Here is a 15,647-nt window from a genome sequence, read left to right as displayed (position 1 = left end):
CCACGAAAATCTACGAACAAAACACCACCTGAGCGCGCACCTTAGAAACTGGAAAACCCGCCGAGGAAAAATCGGCGGGTTTGTCAGCGGTCTGATGGCGGGCATTGCCCGCCATTTTCCGTTCCAGGCGCACTCAACTGGGGTCGAAGACCATCAACTCTTCGAAATGGTTCATATCGTCGAAGGCACAGAAGGCCGGCGCCCGCAGCTCGATGATCGGCGCCCGGCGGGCAATCTCGCGAGACATCTCGTCGAGAAAAGGAACCCAGACGGCCAGGGTGGCATCGTCGAATCGCTCGATCATGTAGGCGAAGGTGATGTGAAAGACATAGCTGTCGTGATCCGGATGCCGGTAGCCAAGCAGGTCGGCCAATCGGTAACGCCAGTCCTTGAGGATGGCGCGGTCGCGTTCCGTCACACCGTCAAGCGTCAACCCGATCGGTGTTGCCTGGGTGACCTCCACCGCAAACGCCTCGCCAGGCGGGAAGCCCGCCAGCCTGTCCATGAAGATCCCTGTCATGTCGTCGACGGGCGTCTCAACCGGCACGTCGGAAGGCCAATAAGGCAGCGCTCGCCGCGTCTCGATAATCCCCTGAAACAGCGTCATATGCAGACTGGAGGCAGCCGTGAACGCCAGTTTGCCGGCACCGGGCATGCGCAGATAGCGCTCGCGCAGATCAAGGAGAACCTCCGATGTCGCTGAGCCATCGGCAAGGTGACAGACAACAGTGTTGCCCCGTTCGCGAAGGAACGTGCCGGTGCTGTTGTAGCGTGTCCCCAGATGTGGGATCGGCCCGGGGTTGAGGGCATGCGAGGCGAAATTCAGATGAGTGGGAAGACCGAAAGTCATGGCCAAGGGTTCCTTGCGAAGCGTCCGGTTCCAGTAGTCCCGGTCTGCGAACCTCCTGTGACAATCGCTACCCTTCGAACCCGGCTTATTCCCTCCCCAACTTTCCTGTCGGACGGTGCAAATATGGGGTTCCTTCCGGTCAAACATTTCCCTATAAGCCGCTTCTAGCCTGAAAAGACCATCTCTCTGCGCCCGGCCGGTGACCTCCCTCACCCAGGCCGGTTTTTCGCGCAGGTCAAAGAACGGATAGATCCATGCCCAAGCGCCAAGACATCAAGTCCATCCTCATCATCGGCGCGGGGCCGATTGTCATCGGCCAGGCATGCGAATTCGACTATTCCGGCACGCAGGCCGTCAAGGCGCTGAAGGAAGAGGGTTACCGGGTCATCCTGGTCAATTCCAACCCGGCCACCATCATGACCGACCCGGGCCTCGCCGACGCAACCTATGTCGAGCCGATCACGCCTGAGGTTGTTGCCAAGATCATCGCCAAGGAGCGCCCGGACGCGCTGCTCCCCACCATGGGCGGCCAGACGGCGCTGAACACCGCGCTCTCGTTGAAGCGCATGGGCGTGCTAGACCGCTACAATGTCGAGATGATCGGCGCCAAGCCCGCGGCAATCGACATGGCCGAAGACCGCGCCCTCTTCCGCGAAGCCATGACCCGCATCGGGCTGGAAACGCCGAAGTCGATGCTCGCCAACGCGACCGAGATCAAGGACGCCGACCGCAAGACGCATGAAGCCGCCCGCAACGAACTGAAGGCGAAGCTCTCGGGATCGGACCTCGACAAGGCCCTCGACGAACTCGAAAACCAATGGAACCTCGGCGAGACCGACCGCAAGCAGCGGTACATGGCGCACGCCATGGCGATTGCCGCCCAGGCGCTCGACGTCGTCGGCCTGCCCGCCATCATCCGGCCGTCCTTCACCATGGGCGGCACCGGCGGCGGCATTGCCTACAACCGCTCGGAATTCTACGAGATCATCAATTCCGGCCTCGACGCATCCCCCACCACCGAAGTCCTGATCGAAGAATCGGTGCTCGGCTGGAAAGAGTATGAAATGGAGGTCGTCCGCGACAAGGCGGACAACTGCATCATCGTCTGCTCGATCGAGAACATCGATCCGATGGGCGTCCACACCGGCGACTCGATCACGGTTGCGCCGGCGCTGACGCTGACGGACAAGGAATACCAGATCATGCGCAACGCCTCGATCGCGGTTCTGCGCGAGATCGGCGTTGAGACCGGCGGCTCGAACGTGCAGTTCGCCGTCAACCCGGCCGATGGGCGTCTGGTCGTCATCGAAATGAACCCGCGCGTCTCGCGCTCGTCCGCGCTCGCCTCGAAGGCAACCGGCTTCCCGATCGCCAAGATCGCCGCCAAGCTCGCCATCGGCTACACGCTCGACGAACTCGAAAACGACATCACCGGAGGTGCCACGCCCGCCTCCTTCGAGCCGTCGATCGACTACGTCGTCACCAAGATCCCGCGCTTTGCCTTCGAGAAGTTCCCCGGCGCCGAGCCGACGCTGACCACCGCCATGAAGTCGGTCGGTGAAGTCATGGCAATCGGCCGCACCTTCGCCGAATCCCTGCAGAAGGCACTGCGTGGCCTGGAAACCGGCCTTACCGGCCTCGACGAAATCGAAATCCCCGGCCTTGGCCAGGGCGACGACAGGAACGCCATCCGGGCTGCCATCGGCACCCCGACGCCCGACCGTCTGCGCATGGTCGCCCAGGCACTGCGCCTCGGCATGTCGGCCGAAGAAGTGCATGAAGGCTGCAAGATCGATCCGTGGTTCATCGCCCAGTTCAAGGCGATCATCGACATGGAAGCCCGTGTCCGCGAGCATGGCCTGCCTCAGGATGCCGAAAACCTGCGGACGCTGAAGGCCATGGGCTTCTCTGACGCCCGCCTTGCCTCGCTCTCCGGCAAGCGCCCGAAGGAAGTGGCCGAGCTGCGCAACGGCCTGAACGTACGTCCGGTCTTCAAGCGCATCGACACCTGCGCTGCCGAATTCGCCTCGCCGACCGCCTATATGTACTCGTCCTATGAGACCCCCTTCGTCGGCGCGCTGCGCTCCGAAGCGGAAGTCTCCGACCGCAAGAAGGTCGTCATCCTCGGCGGCGGTCCGAACCGTATCGGCCAGGGCATCGAGTTCGACTATTGCTGCTGCCATGCCGCCTTCGCGCTGAAGGATGCCGGCTTTGAAGCGATCATGATCAACTGCAACCCGGAAACGGTGTCGACCGACTACGACACCTCTGATCGCCTCTATTTCGAGCCGCTGACCGCCGAAGACGTGATCGAAATCCTGCGCGCCGAGCAGGAAAAGGGCGAAGTCGTCGGCGTCATCGTGCAGTTCGGTGGCCAGACCCCGCTGAAGCTCGCCGAAGCGCTGGAAAAGAACGGCATCCCGATCCTCGGCACGGCACCTGATATGATCGATCTCGCCGAAGATCGTGACCGCTTCCAGAAGCTCCTGATGAAGCTCGACCTCAACCAGCCGAACAACGGCATTGCCTATTCGGTCGAGCAGGCCCGGCTCGTTGCCACCGAAATCGGCTTCCCGCTGGTCGTGCGCCCGTCCTACGTGCTCGGCGGTCGCGCCATGCAGATCATCCATTCGGAATCGATGCTGCAGTCCTACCTGCTCGACACGGTCCCTGGTCTCGTGCCCGAGGATATCAAGCAGCGCTACCCGAACGACAAGACCGGCCAGATCAACACCCTGCTCGGCAAGAACCCGCTGCTTTTCGACAGCTACCTGACCAACGCGATTGAAGTCGACGTGGACGCCCTCTGCGACGGCGAGAATGTCTTCGTCTCCGGCATCATGGAGCATATCGAGGAAGCCGGCATCCACTCGGGTGATAGCGCCTGCTCGCTCCCCTCGCGCTCCTTCTCGCCGGAGCTCCTGGACGAACTGGAGCGCCAGACGACAGCGATGGCCAAGGCCTTGAACGTCGGCGGCCTGATGAATGTCCAGTACGCCATCAAGGACGGCACCATCTACGTACTTGAGGTAAATCCGCGCGCCTCGCGCACGGTTCCCTTCGTGGCCAAGACCATCGGTGCTCCGATCGCCAAGATCGCCGCCCGCATCATGACCGGCGAAAAGCTCGATGATGCAATTGCTGCCTATGGCAAGAAGCCGGACCCGCGCAACCTCAAGCACATCGCGGTCAAGGAAGCCGTCTTCCCGTTTGCCCGCTTCCCGGGCGTTGATACGCTGCTCGGACCGGAAATGCGCTCGACGGGTGAAGTCATCGGCCTCGACACCGATTTTGCGCTGGCCTTCGCCAAGAGCCAGCTCGGCGCATCCGTCGAGCTGCCGCGCGACGGAACCGTCTTCGTCTCCGTGCGTGACGAAGACAAGGCCCGCGTCCTGCCGGCAATCCTGATCCTGACCCAGATCGGCTTCAAGGTTCTGGCCACCGGCGGCACCCAGCGCTTCCTCGCCGAAAACGGCATCCCGGCGATCAAGATCAACAAGGTGCTCGAAGGCCGTCCGCATATCGAGGACGCCATCCGCAACCGTCAGGTCCAGCTGGTCATCAACACGACGGACGGCAACAAGGCGATCTCGGACTCGAAGTCGCTGCGCCGTGCGGCCCTGATGCAGAAAGTCCCCTACTACACAACCATGGCCGGTGCGCTCGCCGCTGCCGAAGCCATCCGTGCGCTGAAGAGTGGACAGCTCGAGGTTCGCCCGCTGCAGAGCTATTTCTGAACGGCTGACTCACGGTGGAAATCTGTCTCCGCTGCCTATGTAAGGAAGGATAACTCCTCCTCGCAGGCAGCCGAGACAGGTCCACCGTCATGTTTCTTGACCTCAAGAACTACACACCGCCACCGGATCCGCCAGGAGAACCGGGGCGCCCTTCCCTGACACCGCGTCAGCAGAAGACACTGATGGCCATCATCGGCTTCAACATCCTGCTGTTGTTCATTGCCCCGATCGGTGGCGCAACGATCATCGCGGCATTTTTGCAATTTTTCGACTGATCGGAAGAAACTCGCTCGGATAGGCAGAGGCAAGCTCGGTTGTTTCGGGCAAAGCCCGGCCTCCCCGCTCGCGCTTGACTCCCAACGTCTTCGCCATTATTAAACCAAGTAGTTATTTAACCATTTGGATAATCATGAGCAACGACCCGCTATCCCTGACGCTGGCCGCACTGGCCGACCCGACGCGTCGCGCCATCCTCGCGCGCCTCTCGACAGGCGAGGCCACGGTCAACGAATTGGCGGAACCCTTCGCGATGAGCCTGCCCGCGGTGTCCAAGCATCTGAAAGTGCTGGAACGCGCAAAACTCATCTCGAGGGGACGCAGCGCCCAATGGCGTCCCTGCCGCATCGAACCTGCCCCCTTGCAAGCCGTCGATGGATGGCTGGGCAATTACCGCAAGCTCTGGGAGCAGAGGCTGGATCGCCTGGAAGACTATCTGGCTGCGCTCCAGAATGAACGCAAAGACGTGAAGGACGACGAGAAATGACCGACCAGCTGGAAATCCTGAATGAGCGTGTTCTGACCGCGGAGCCGACCGCCGTGTTCAACGCAATCGCCGATCCCTCAACGCTTGCGCTCTGGTGGGGACCACACGGCTTCACCAATCGCATCGACGCATTCGACTTCCGCGTCGGCGGCGACTGGCGCGTCACCATGACATCCTCCGACGGCACCGATTTCGCCAACCGCTGGACCTTTCACGAGATCGAGGCTCCAAGACGTGTGGTCGCCCTTCATCACGAACCGATGCATGTCTTCACACTGGAGATGACCTTCGAGGAAGCGGAACCGGGCACGCGACTGCAATGGCGTATGCTCTTCGAGCCGACGGAGGAAAACCGCGAGCTCCAAAAGTTCATTCGAGCAGCCAACGAACAGAATCTCGATCGCCTTGAACAGGTCCTTCAAGAAGGAAACCAGTGATATGGCAGTTGAGCTGGATCCTGCCAGAATCCTTGAGGTCGAGCGCCTGGTCGGCGCGCCCATCGGCCTTGTCTTCGAGATGTTCTCCGATGCCCGCAATCTCGACGCCTGGTGGGGACCGGATGGTTTCCGGAACGAAACCCACGAGATGGATTTCTCAGTGGGTGGGCTCTGGCGCTACACCATGCATGGTCCCGACGGCAAGGACTGGCCAAACTGGATCCGCTACCAGGACATCTCGCCACCCAATCGCATCGCGTATCAACACGGTGGCGAGATGGGAGAACCTGCGCATTTCGAAGGTGTCATTACTCTTCGCGATGAAGGCGAACGGACCCGCGTCATCCTCACCCTCATCTTTGCGACACGGGAGGCACGCGATGCGACCTTCGAGTTCGGTGCCGTGGAAGGCGGCCAGCAGACGCTCGCCCGTCTGGACGCTCATGTCACGGCGCTCCACGCCTCGGCTCAGGGCACGTGAAGGACGGCGAGCGGAGGCTCAGGCCTGCCGCTGCTGCTTTGCCAGAATGGCGAGAGCGATCCCGCCGATGACGCAGGCGCCCGCAACGACGAAATGCAGCGTCAACTGCTCGCTCAGGAAGAGGATCGCGCCAAACGCGGCGATAACGGGCACCGAAAGCTGGATCAAGGCAGCCTGAAAGGTCGTGAGACCCCGCAGCGCCGTGTACCAGATCGCGTAGCCGAGCCCAGAAGCGATGACACCGGAGGCGAGCGCCAGAAGAGCACCCGTCGTGGATGTGGTCTCGTTGAAGTAGGCGAAAACAGCAAGCGGCAGACAAAAGGCTGAGGCGCGAACAAAATTGCCCGCCGTCTGGCCGATTGGATCACGCGACCCGCGCCCGCGCAGCGTGTAGACCGCCCAGGCGACGCCGGACGCGATCATCAGCATGCAACCGACCGGATCAGGCCGCCCGACGCCGGGCAGGATCAGATAGACGAAAGCGGCAAAGGCGATCGCAAAGCCGATGATTTCCTGCACGCTCGGGCGGTCTCCCCTGACCAGCCCGAAGGTCACCATGCTCGCCTGCACCGAGGAAAACAGGATCAACGCACCCGTTGCGGCCCCAAGGGACAGGTAAGCGGCGGAAAACGCGATGGCATAGACGAAAAGCGCCGTGGCGGCCCACCAGTCTCCAGGCAAGGCTGGTCCCGTTCCGCGCGACACAGTCAGCCCGCGGCGCATCAGACCATAAAGGACAACCGCCCCCGAGATGATCCTGACGGCCGTATATCCTGCCGCCTCGATCGAAACCGTGCCCAATGCCTCGCGTGCCAAGAGCGAGTTGGCAGCGAAGGCAAGCATGGCCACAGCGGTCAGAACGATTGTCGATTGCAAACAGCGCCCCCCAATTCCTGCTGTGGTCTCACCAGATGCGCAGGATCGAACCCGTGTTAAACGCGACCCTCCCCGGCTTGACAAGCCGACAGGGTGAAAACGTTGGAAGGGCGCGCGGCTGTCATCGACAAGAGACGTCCTGATCCCCGGAAAGGTTCGACACCGCCGCGCCTCGACCGATCATCTGGCATGATCCATCCCATCAATATTTGAGGTTTGCCGATGGTTGTCCGTTAAGGCACTCTTCCACCGCTTGAATTGAAAGATTGCCTCATGTCCATGATTGTTGAAGGTGGCGCCGAAAAGGCGACCCGCCGGGAATGGGTCGGCCTGCTGATCCTGTCCATCGCCTGCCTCATTTATTCGATGGACCTCTCGGTCCTGTTCCTCGCCATGCCGGCGATCGTGGCCGACCTCGATCCATCGGCCACCCAGCTCCTGTGGATCAACGACATCTACGGCTTCATGGTCGCCGGCTTTCTCGTGACCATGGGCACGCTGGGGGACCGCATCGGCCGGCGCAAGGTGCTGTTGATCGGCGCCTTCTTCTTCGGGGCCGCCTCGATCTTCGCGGCCTTTGCCAACACCGCGTCGATGCTGATCGTCGCCCGCGCCCTGCTCGGCATTGCAGGCGCCACCATTGCACCCTCCACCCTTTCGCTCGTCGTCAATCTCTTCCGCGATGAGAGCGAGCGCAATCGTGCGATCAGCATCTGGGGCACAGCCTTTGCCCTTGGCGGGTTGATCGGCCCGCTGATCGGCGGCGTGCTCCTCCAGTATTTCCATTGGGGCTCGGTCTTTCTCATCAACGTGCCGATCATGGCGGCCCTCTTGGCAAGCGCGCCCTTCCTCCTGCCGGAATACAAGGACGACAATGCTGGTCGCCTCGACCTTCTGAGCGTCGCCCTCTCGCTCCTCGCCGTCCTGCCAATTGTCTACGGCTTCAAGAAGATGGCCGCCGAAGGCTTCGAGCCCTTGCAACTCCTGCCGGTCGTTTTCGGCATCGCCATTGGCGTGGTCTTCGTGCAGCGTCAAAAGGTGCTGGAGCACCCGATGATCGACCTTGCCCTATTCAGGATACCGGCCTTCACCGCCTCGCTTATGGTCAATCTCGCAGGCGTGTTCTTCATCTTCGGCATATTCCTCTTCCAGAACCTCTTCCTGCAGCTCGTGATCGGGCTCACACCACTTGAGGCCGCCCTCTGGTCCATCCCCTCATCGCTGGTCTTCACCGTCATGTCCTTCCAGGCCTGGCGCGTGACAAACCGGTTGGGGCCGGTCCGTACCGTCCTGCTGGGTCTGATGGTCAATGCGCTGGGCACGGGGCTGATGTCGATCGCCGCCTACCATTCCAGCCTCGTCGGCGTGCTCGGCGCCAGCATGGTCATGGGCCTTGGCTTCGTCCCTGTCATCCTCACGACCACGGGCCTGATCGTCGGCACGGCACCGCCGGAGCGCGCCGGCTCGGCGTCCGCCATTTCTGAAACCAGCGCAGAGTTCGGCGGTGCGCTCGGTGTCGCCGTGCTCGGCAGCCTCGGGACCGTGTTTTACCGCTTCGGCATGCAGGATGCGGACCTGTCCGGCCTTTCATCCGCAGATCGGGGTTCCGTCACCTCGGCACTCGGAACGGCGCTCGAGGTCGCCCGCAGCACCGGCAATGAAGCCGCTCCATGGCTGGATCTGGCACGAGACAGCTATGCCGGTGGCTTCGCGCTCTGCTGCGCCCTGGCAACCGGAACGCTCCTGCTACTCGCGGCCATTGCCGCGAGGGTCTATGCGCGCACAGAACTGGACGAAAGCCGAATCGGTGGCCATTGACGGTGTCGTCACATCGCCGGCAGCGTTTCCTGCAATCGCTTCACGCCCAGCATGTCCGAGCGGAACGCCGCGAGACTGCGCGCCTTGAGATCCTCGTCCGGCATCCGCAGAATGGCGGAGGGATGGGTCGTGACGAGCAGCATGCGGTTGTCCTGCATGGGGATCGGCATGCCACGCACCTCGGCGATCGGACGGCTTTTGCCCGTTAGCGACAGATAGGCGGTTGCCCCCAGCGCCACGACGATGCGCGGCCGGATGATCTCGATCTCCTTTGACACCCACCAGCGGCAATGCGCCACCTCGCCGGCATCCGGACGCATGTGAATGCGCCGCTTGCCGCGCCGTTCATATTTGAAATGCTTGACCGCATTGGTGACATAAACCTGCGATCGGTCGATCCCCGCAGCGGCAACAGCCTCGTCGAAGACCTGACCCGCCGGGCCGATAAATGGCCGCCCCGCGAGATCCTCGGTATCGCCCGGCTGCTCGCCGACGAATATGATCTCGGCATCAACAGGTCCCTCGCCGAACACCGTCTGCGTCGCATGGCAATGGAGCGGACAGCGCGTGCAGTCAGCCGCCTCCCGTCGGAGCCGTTCAAGCGGCGGCTGATCGATCGAGGAGCCTTCCTCCTCCCGCCCGCGCCACTGCGCCTGCAGCCGTTCGTGAAAGGCGGGCGGCTGGCTCGCCTCGCGCGCCGCCATTTCCGCCACCCGCCGTTCGGCACCGGCGATCAGGTCCGGGATGAGCGAGGCCTCCGGCATGTTCCGCCAGTATTTCTTCGGCATCTCCGACTGCATCGCCCAGATCTTCACGCGCGCAGGGTTGAAGATATTGGCAAAATAAGTCCGCCAAAGTTCATCCGTCTCGTCTTCGGCAACGGGCCGGACTGCCGGCTCTTGCGAGGTCTTCAGCACCTGCCCATTCCACGCGGCCGAGCCCTTCGGCGTCGCAATCAGCCAGTCCATGTCGGTGAAACGTCTCTGAAAGAAGCTGGCTGTGCGCGTGACGATGAAATGCTCCGGCTCGAACCAGGCGACGAAACGCCTTCGCCCCGCCTGCACCGCCTCGACCTCCCGAAACCGCACGAAGGCCTTCATCTTGTGGCTGTCGCGCCGGACATTCTTGATCAACCGCGTCAACTGCACGACGTCGGTGTCGGAGGTCACCTGCAACAGGCTGCGCTCCGTCTGTAGCCGCCAGAGGATGCGATAGAGAAGCGCGAAACGATCCGGATCGGAATGGCATAGCGCCACCTCCGCCGCCTCTATGAACGCCTTAGGGACGACAATGTTGGAGCGCGCCGCTTGATCCTGCTTTTCGTCGAACGCGGCGCCAAATAGATCGTCCCCCTGCCCAGAAAGCTGCCAGCGTACCGCCTGCGGTTCCACAGCATCGGCCAGCAAAGACCGCGCGGCATCGCGCCACTCACCGCAGTCACCCCGCCCTTCCAGCGTCACGGTCCGCATCAGAAGAGCGTGAGCTGTTCGGCCGGCGGCGCAAACACCGCCCGGAGATCCGACCGGTCCAGACTTCGATGAGGTGACCAGCCCTCCGCAGCGATAAAGGACCGTACCTTTTTCAGCGAGACACCGAGCGACGAAAGATCCTCCAGCCGAACGCGCCGATGGCGACGTGCCGAAAGCAGTGAATTGACCGTCTTCGTGCCAAAGCCGGGTACCCGAAGCAGTGTCTCGCGATCCGCCGTGTTGACGTCCACCGGGAAGCGGTCGCGGTTCGCAAGCGCCCAGGCAAGCTTCGGATCCAGTTCAAGGTCGAGCATCCCGCCCTCCCCGATCGACGCGATCTCATCGATCGAAAAGCCGTAGAAGCGATAGAGCCAGTCTGCCTGATAGAGGCGATGCTCGCGCATCAGGGGCGGCTTGATCAGCGGCAGGCTGCGCGAACTGTCGGGAATCGGGCTGAAAGCCGAGTAGTAGACACGCTTCAGTCCATAGCTGCTGTAGAGCCGCGCACTGGATCCGAGGATCGTCGCGTCACTGGCGCCATCGGCGCCGACGATCATCTGCGTGCTCTGCCCACCGGGCACGAACGTCTTGCGCCGACCGGAAAGCGTTGGCTCGCGCGCCTCGTCGATCTTGAGACGCAGATCAGCCATGGATCGACGGATGTTGATCGGCCGCTTCTCTGGCGCATAACGCTCGAGCCCCTGATCTGTCGGAAGCTCGATGTTGATCGACAGGCGGTCGGCGTAACGCCCTGCTTCCTCGACCAGATGGCCGGATGCCTCCGGGATCGTCTTCAGGTGGATGTAGCCGCGGAAATCATGCTTCGTCCGCAGATCCCGCGCAACCTTGACCATCTCCGCCATCGTGTCATCAGAGGACCGGATGATGCCCGACGACAGGAACAGGCCCTCGATATAATTGCGTCGATAGAACTCGATCGTCAGCCACACCACTTCATCAGGCGTGAAACGCGCCCGCTCCACATTGCTCGACGAACGATTGATGCAATAGGCACAGTCGTAGATGCAGAAATTGGTGAGCAGGATCTTCAGCAGCGAGATGCAGCGCCCGTCAGGCGCATAGGCATGACAGATGCCCGATCCCTCTGTGGAGCCCAGTCCTCCAGAGGCCGAGGAGTCGCGTTTCGTTGTCCCGCTGGACGCACAGGAGGCGTCGTACTTGGCGGCATCGGAGAGAATGGCGAGACGTTCTTTGAGTGACTTCCTCATGAGAATGTTCACTATACGTTCCAATGATCGACGTCAACAAACCACGCTGCGGCATTCCGTCTCCGCCGCACCAATCCCACTGTTTCAAAAGAGTTTTTCAGCGCATTTGCGGTCACTTTCATGCATTTGCCGAAAACTCTGGAAATTGCGCTGACCATTCTGTTATAGTCGTTTCAACCTGATTTGTGACTGGTTCCGCAGCTTCGCTTCGGAACCTGTTTTCTTTTGTGCCCGCCGTCGCGGCCATGAAGACGAAGGAAGAGGAAATGGTAGACAAGGTACCGATGACGCAGAACGGCTTTGACAAGCTCAACGAAGAGCTGCGCTGGCGTCAGCAGGAGGAGCGTCCGCGCATCATCGAGGCGATCGCCGAAGCGCGCGCCCATGGCGACCTTTCCGAAAATGCGGAATATCACGCAGCCAAGGAAGCCCAGAGCCACAATGAGGGTCGCGTTGGCGAACTCGAGGATCTGATCGCCCGCGCAGAGGTCATCGATCTCTCGAAGATGTCCGGCTCCAAGATCAAGTTCGGCGCCACCGTCAAGCTCATTGACGAAGACACCGAGGAAGAAAAGACCTACCAGATCGTCGGCGACCAGGAAGCCGACGTAAAGGCCGGCCGCATCTCGATCTCTTCCCCGATCGCCCGTGCCCTGATCGGCAAGGAAGTCGGCGACAATATCGAAGTCGTCGCCCCCGGCGGCTCCAAGGCCTACGAGATCCTCGCGGTCAAGTGGGGCTAATGGACCGGTCCCGCTGATGTCGATGACGAGAACCTACGTGGACCCGGATGGGGTCCACGTGATCGCACCGAACTTTAAGCAGCGTCTCTCCGGCGTCACTTCGACGATCATCCAGCTTGTTCCGGTCCAGAACCGGCTCGGCCAGAAGGTCGCGGTTCTGGGCCCCGGCCTTCCGCCACACCTGCCCCATTTGCGTTTCCGCGATCTCTGGAAGCTCTGGCGTGCGCCGCAAGGGGCAAGGCATCGCGTCTGGCACGCCCGCCGCAACATCGAGATGTTGCCGGGCATCATCCTGCGCGACATCCTGCGCATGCCGCTGAAGCTCGTCTTCACCTCCGCTTCGCAGCGCAAGCATTCCGGCTGGACCAAACTCCTGATTCGCCAGATGGATGCTGTGATCGCGACAAGCACCAAGACTGCCGGCTATCTAGAAGTCCCCAATACCGTCGTGATGCACGGCATTGACTGCGAGATCTTTCGACCAGCCGAAGACAAGGCGCAAGCCAAGAACGCCTGCGGCCTCGATCCTAACCTCAGTTACATCGGTTGCTTCGGCCGCATCCGGCATCAAAAGGGCACCGACCTCTTCGTCGACGCGATGATCGAACTCTTGCCGTCGCACCCTGGCTGGTCCGCCATCATCGCCGGCCGCGCGACTGCCAAACATATCAACTTCGAGAACGAACTGAAGACGAGGGTCAAACAGGCAGGCCTTGATGACCGCATCCTCTTTGTCGGCGAGCACAAGAACATTGCCGACTGGTACCGCACCCTCGACCTCTTCGTCGCCCCACAGCGCTGGGAGGGCTTTGGGCTGACCCCACTGGAGGCCATGGCCACCGCCGTGCCTGTCGTCGCGACGGATGTGGGGGCGTTTTCGGAACTGATTGTCGAGGGCGCGACAGGAACGTTGATTCCGGCGAACGATCTGCCCCGCATGGTCGTGGCGGCAGGAGCGCTGATGGATGACGTGCAGACCCTCCAGGATCATGCAATGACGGCCCGGGAACATACGACTGCACAGTTTGCTCTTGAGGGCGAAGCCAACTCTCTGGGCATGCTCTATCGAAGGGGCGCAGCCTGACGGGTCCATCCCCGCAAGCAGCGCCACGAAAAGCAGCCCCTCACCTCGGAATGAGAAGACGATGAAGGCATTGGTGATCAATCTCGAAGCGGCGACGGAGCGGCTGGCTTTCCAGCATCTGCAGCTGTCGCATCTCGGTATTGCCTTTGATCGCCTGCCAGCGTTTGACAAAAGCGCGGATGAAACTGCGGATCTTCCCTACTGGGACACCTGGGAACGTCCGCTCGGCCGGGCCGAACGTGCCTGCCTGCTGAGCCATCAGCAAGCTTGGCAAGCCGTGGTGGATGAGGGCGAGCCTGTACTGATCCTGGAGGATGACGTCATTCTCTCGCAGACGCTGCCTGCATTGCTCGCCCGTATCGAGGGCACAGACGACATCGACTTCATCACCCTGGAGACAAGGGGTCGCAAGAAACTTCTCTCCCGGATGCCTGCGGACGATCTGCCGTTGAGAAGGCTCTACCAGGATCGATCCGGAGCGGCCGCCTACATCCTCTGGCCCAGCGGTGCGCGCAAGCTCCTGGCTGCGACCGAGACCAGCTGCGGCCTGGCGGACGCCGTGATCTGCGCCTGTTACAGCCTTGAGGCATTCCAGGCAGTCCCGCCCCTCGCCTTTCAGAGCGACAGAGCCTTAGCAGAACGGATAGAAGTCCCCCTACAGACAAACTCCTCCATCACGCCGGGAGCGGTCGCGCGGAAGAAAGGGACATGGCGTCAGCGCGTTCGGCGATTGGCAGCGCAGGCCAGGATGGGACTGCGTCAACTGCAGGTCTGGAACCGCGCCGAACGTGTCCTGCTTTCGGTCCACCCCGAGGATTTCAGCCACCTTCAGCGGCTGCCGGCAATCACTCCGACCACCACCCCGTCCGCTCGCGGTGATGCTGCGCCTTGAGCCGCGCATAGGCCGTGTCCTCCACCTGCAGACGGTCAAAAACGGTCTTCAGGATGAGCCCGACGGGCCCCTTTTCCATCAACGGATCGAGGCGCCAGCGCATGTTGCGCAAGGTGTCGTCTGTTCCGACGGTGAAACAGGAGAGCCCTGAAAACAGCGGCACGAGCTCGTCCTGAACGCGCTCTATCTTCGCCGGCGAAAGCGGCGAAGGCGCCCCATCTGCAAGCACCCTCTCGGTCTCATAGATTTTGATGGTGTTGACCAGCAGAGACACCAGGGTCGCAAGTGTCCTGGTCTCCGCATCCCGTGAATGATCGGCAAATGTATCCGTGGCCGAGACCAGCCAGCGCAGATTGAGCGCTCCGGCGAGGAACGCGCCCTCCTGCTCCCACAGGTCCTCGAACTGGGCGAGCACCTTGTCGGTCTCGACCCCGCGGCGCAGGAGAACGATCAGTTTTGCATGATGCCAGAGCAATTCCGGCTGGCCCGCAAACTCCCGCCTGAGGTTCTCCAGATGCGCGTCGAGCGACTTCGCCGAGCCGCGTGTCTGCATCGGAGCATCACCATCGATCAAGGACATCTTCATCGCGGCAAAATCAGCGACGGATTGAATATGCTTGGCGCCACCCAGGCGTTTTCGATGCCAGTTCAGAGAGAAAAAACGCTCGAACGCCGTCTTTTTTCGCGCCACAGTCGTCACCTTGTCTGCATCAGCTGATTTCAGGGTTTCTCGTCCACGCCCGGCTTAGATCTCCACCAAACCTAGCTTCTTCACCTGCCGGATCGTCAGCATGGTCCGCACCGTGTCCACGTGCTCGTTCGCCGTCAGAACCTCGATGACGAAGTCCTGAAAGCGCGTCAGGTTCTCCGCCACGCAATGCAGCAGGAAATCGCTGTCACCATTCACCATCCAGGCCTGGCGCACGATCGGCCAGCTGTCGGTGGCCGCGGCAAAGGCCTTGAGATTGGCCTCCGACTGGTGTTTGAGGCCGACCATGCAGAAGGCGACGAGATCATAGCCCAGCCGGCTCCCGTTCAACACGGCGTGATAACTCTCGATCACACCCGCCTCCTCGAGCTTGCGCACCCGTCGCAGGCAGGGCGGCGCCGAAATGCCGACGCGTTCGGAAAGTTCCACATTGGTCATCCGCCCGTCCCGCTGCAATTCCTTGAGAATGCGCAGATCGATGGCGTCGAGTTCTACCTTGAGCACGGTCGCTCCTTTTCGAGATGTGTCCGTTATCTACTCCAACCACCGGAATTCGCAA

General features: G+C 61.6%; 14 protein-coding genes. 8 read left to right on the top strand and 6 right to left on the bottom strand.

The features are described 5' to 3' along the window. Positions 1-133: 133 nt before the first annotated feature. Positions 134-850, bottom strand: coding sequence for a DUF1868 domain-containing protein (locus J2045_RS22435; RefSeq protein ID WP_307377458.1), 717 nt, complete (start codon positions 848-850; stop codon positions 134-136). A gap of 254 nt (positions 851-1,104) precedes the next feature. Here J2045_RS22435 and carB point away from each other — a divergent pair, with 254 nt between their 5' ends. The 4 genes from carB to J2045_RS22415 all read left to right on the top strand — a co-directional run bounded on the left by carB (position 1,105) and on the right by J2045_RS22415 (position 6,268). Then, complete coding sequence (gene carB / locus J2045_RS22430) at positions 1,105-4,587, top strand: carbamoyl-phosphate synthase large subunit (RefSeq protein WP_307377455.1); 3,483 nt, start codon at positions 1,105-1,107, stop codon at positions 4,585-4,587. Between the two features lie 409 nt (positions 4,588-4,996). Continuing rightward, positions 4,997-5,350 (top strand): ArsR/SmtB family transcription factor, encoded by a 354-nt coding sequence (locus J2045_RS22425; protein ID WP_307377453.1) that lies wholly within the window; start codon positions 4,997-4,999, stop codon positions 5,348-5,350. After that, positions 5,347-5,787 (top strand): SRPBCC domain-containing protein, encoded by a 441-nt coding sequence (locus J2045_RS22420; RefSeq protein WP_307377451.1) that lies wholly within the window; start codon positions 5,347-5,349, stop codon positions 5,785-5,787. Before J2045_RS22425 ends, J2045_RS22420 begins: the two co-directional genes overlap by 4 nt. Position 5,788: 1 nt before the next feature. Then, a complete protein-coding gene (locus tag J2045_RS22415; protein WP_307377449.1) occupies positions 5,789-6,268 on the top strand; it encodes an SRPBCC domain-containing protein in 480 nt (159 codons plus the stop codon). Between the two features lie 18 nt (positions 6,269-6,286). On the opposite strand, the gene J2045_RS22410 is transcribed toward J2045_RS22415, so the two are convergent. Then, complete coding sequence (locus J2045_RS22410; RefSeq protein ID WP_307377448.1) at positions 6,287-7,144, bottom strand: DMT family transporter; 858 nt, start codon at positions 7,142-7,144, stop codon at positions 6,287-6,289. Between the two features lie 273 nt (positions 7,145-7,417). Between J2045_RS22410 and J2045_RS22405 the strand changes: the two genes are divergently transcribed. Continuing rightward, entirely contained in the window at positions 7,418-8,962 is a 1,545-nt protein-coding gene (locus J2045_RS22405; protein WP_307377446.1) for an MFS transporter, read from the top strand. Between the two features lie 8 nt (positions 8,963-8,970). Here J2045_RS22405 and J2045_RS22400 read toward each other — a convergent pair whose 3' ends face one another. Both J2045_RS22400 and J2045_RS22395 read right to left on the bottom strand, forming a co-directional pair. Then, on the bottom strand, positions 8,971-10,431 hold the full coding sequence (locus tag J2045_RS22400) for a UdgX family uracil-DNA binding protein (protein ID WP_307377443.1): 1,461 nt from the start codon (positions 10,429-10,431) through the stop codon (positions 8,971-8,973). Next, the gene (locus tag J2045_RS22395; protein WP_307377440.1) at positions 10,431-11,660 is read right to left on the bottom strand and encodes a putative DNA modification/repair radical SAM protein; all 1,230 of its coding nucleotides are present in this window, start codon (positions 11,658-11,660) and stop codon (positions 10,431-10,433) included. The genes J2045_RS22400 and J2045_RS22395 overlap by 1 nt, the downstream gene beginning before the upstream one ends. Positions 11,661-11,926: 266 nt before the next feature. On the opposite strand from J2045_RS22395, the gene greA reads away from it, so the two are divergent. From greA to J2045_RS22380, 3 genes are all read left to right on the top strand, one after another. Beyond that, positions 11,927-12,403, top strand: a complete 477-nt coding sequence (gene greA / locus J2045_RS22390; protein ID WP_166602679.1) for a transcription elongation factor GreA — start codon at positions 11,927-11,929, stop codon at positions 12,401-12,403. A 22-nt stretch (positions 12,404-12,425) separates the two neighbouring features. After that, positions 12,426-13,487, top strand: coding sequence for a glycosyltransferase family 4 protein (locus tag J2045_RS22385; RefSeq protein WP_307377437.1), 1,062 nt, complete (start codon positions 12,426-12,428; stop codon positions 13,485-13,487). A gap of 61 nt (positions 13,488-13,548) precedes the next feature. Beyond that, positions 13,549-14,379, top strand: coding sequence for a glycosyltransferase family 25 protein (locus J2045_RS22380; RefSeq protein WP_307377435.1), 831 nt, complete (start codon positions 13,549-13,551; stop codon positions 14,377-14,379). Here the strand turns inward: J2045_RS22380 and J2045_RS22375 are convergent. Beyond that, a complete protein-coding gene (locus tag J2045_RS22375; RefSeq protein ID WP_307377432.1) occupies positions 14,333-14,953 on the bottom strand; it encodes a hypothetical protein in 621 nt (206 codons plus the stop codon). The genes J2045_RS22380 and J2045_RS22375 overlap by 47 nt on opposite strands. Positions 14,954-15,124: 171 nt before the next feature. Beyond that, the gene (locus tag J2045_RS22370; protein WP_166602682.1) at positions 15,125-15,592 is read right to left on the bottom strand and encodes an Lrp/AsnC family transcriptional regulator; all 468 of its coding nucleotides are present in this window, start codon (positions 15,590-15,592) and stop codon (positions 15,125-15,127) included. Positions 15,593-15,647 lie beyond the last annotated feature (55 nt).

It is taken from the genome of Peteryoungia aggregata LMG 23059, from assembly GCF_030814435.1.
GTDB lineage: Bacteria > Pseudomonadota > Alphaproteobacteria > Rhizobiales > Rhizobiaceae > Allorhizobium > Allorhizobium aggregatum.
This window is presented reverse-complemented; position numbering and strand designations above follow the sequence as displayed.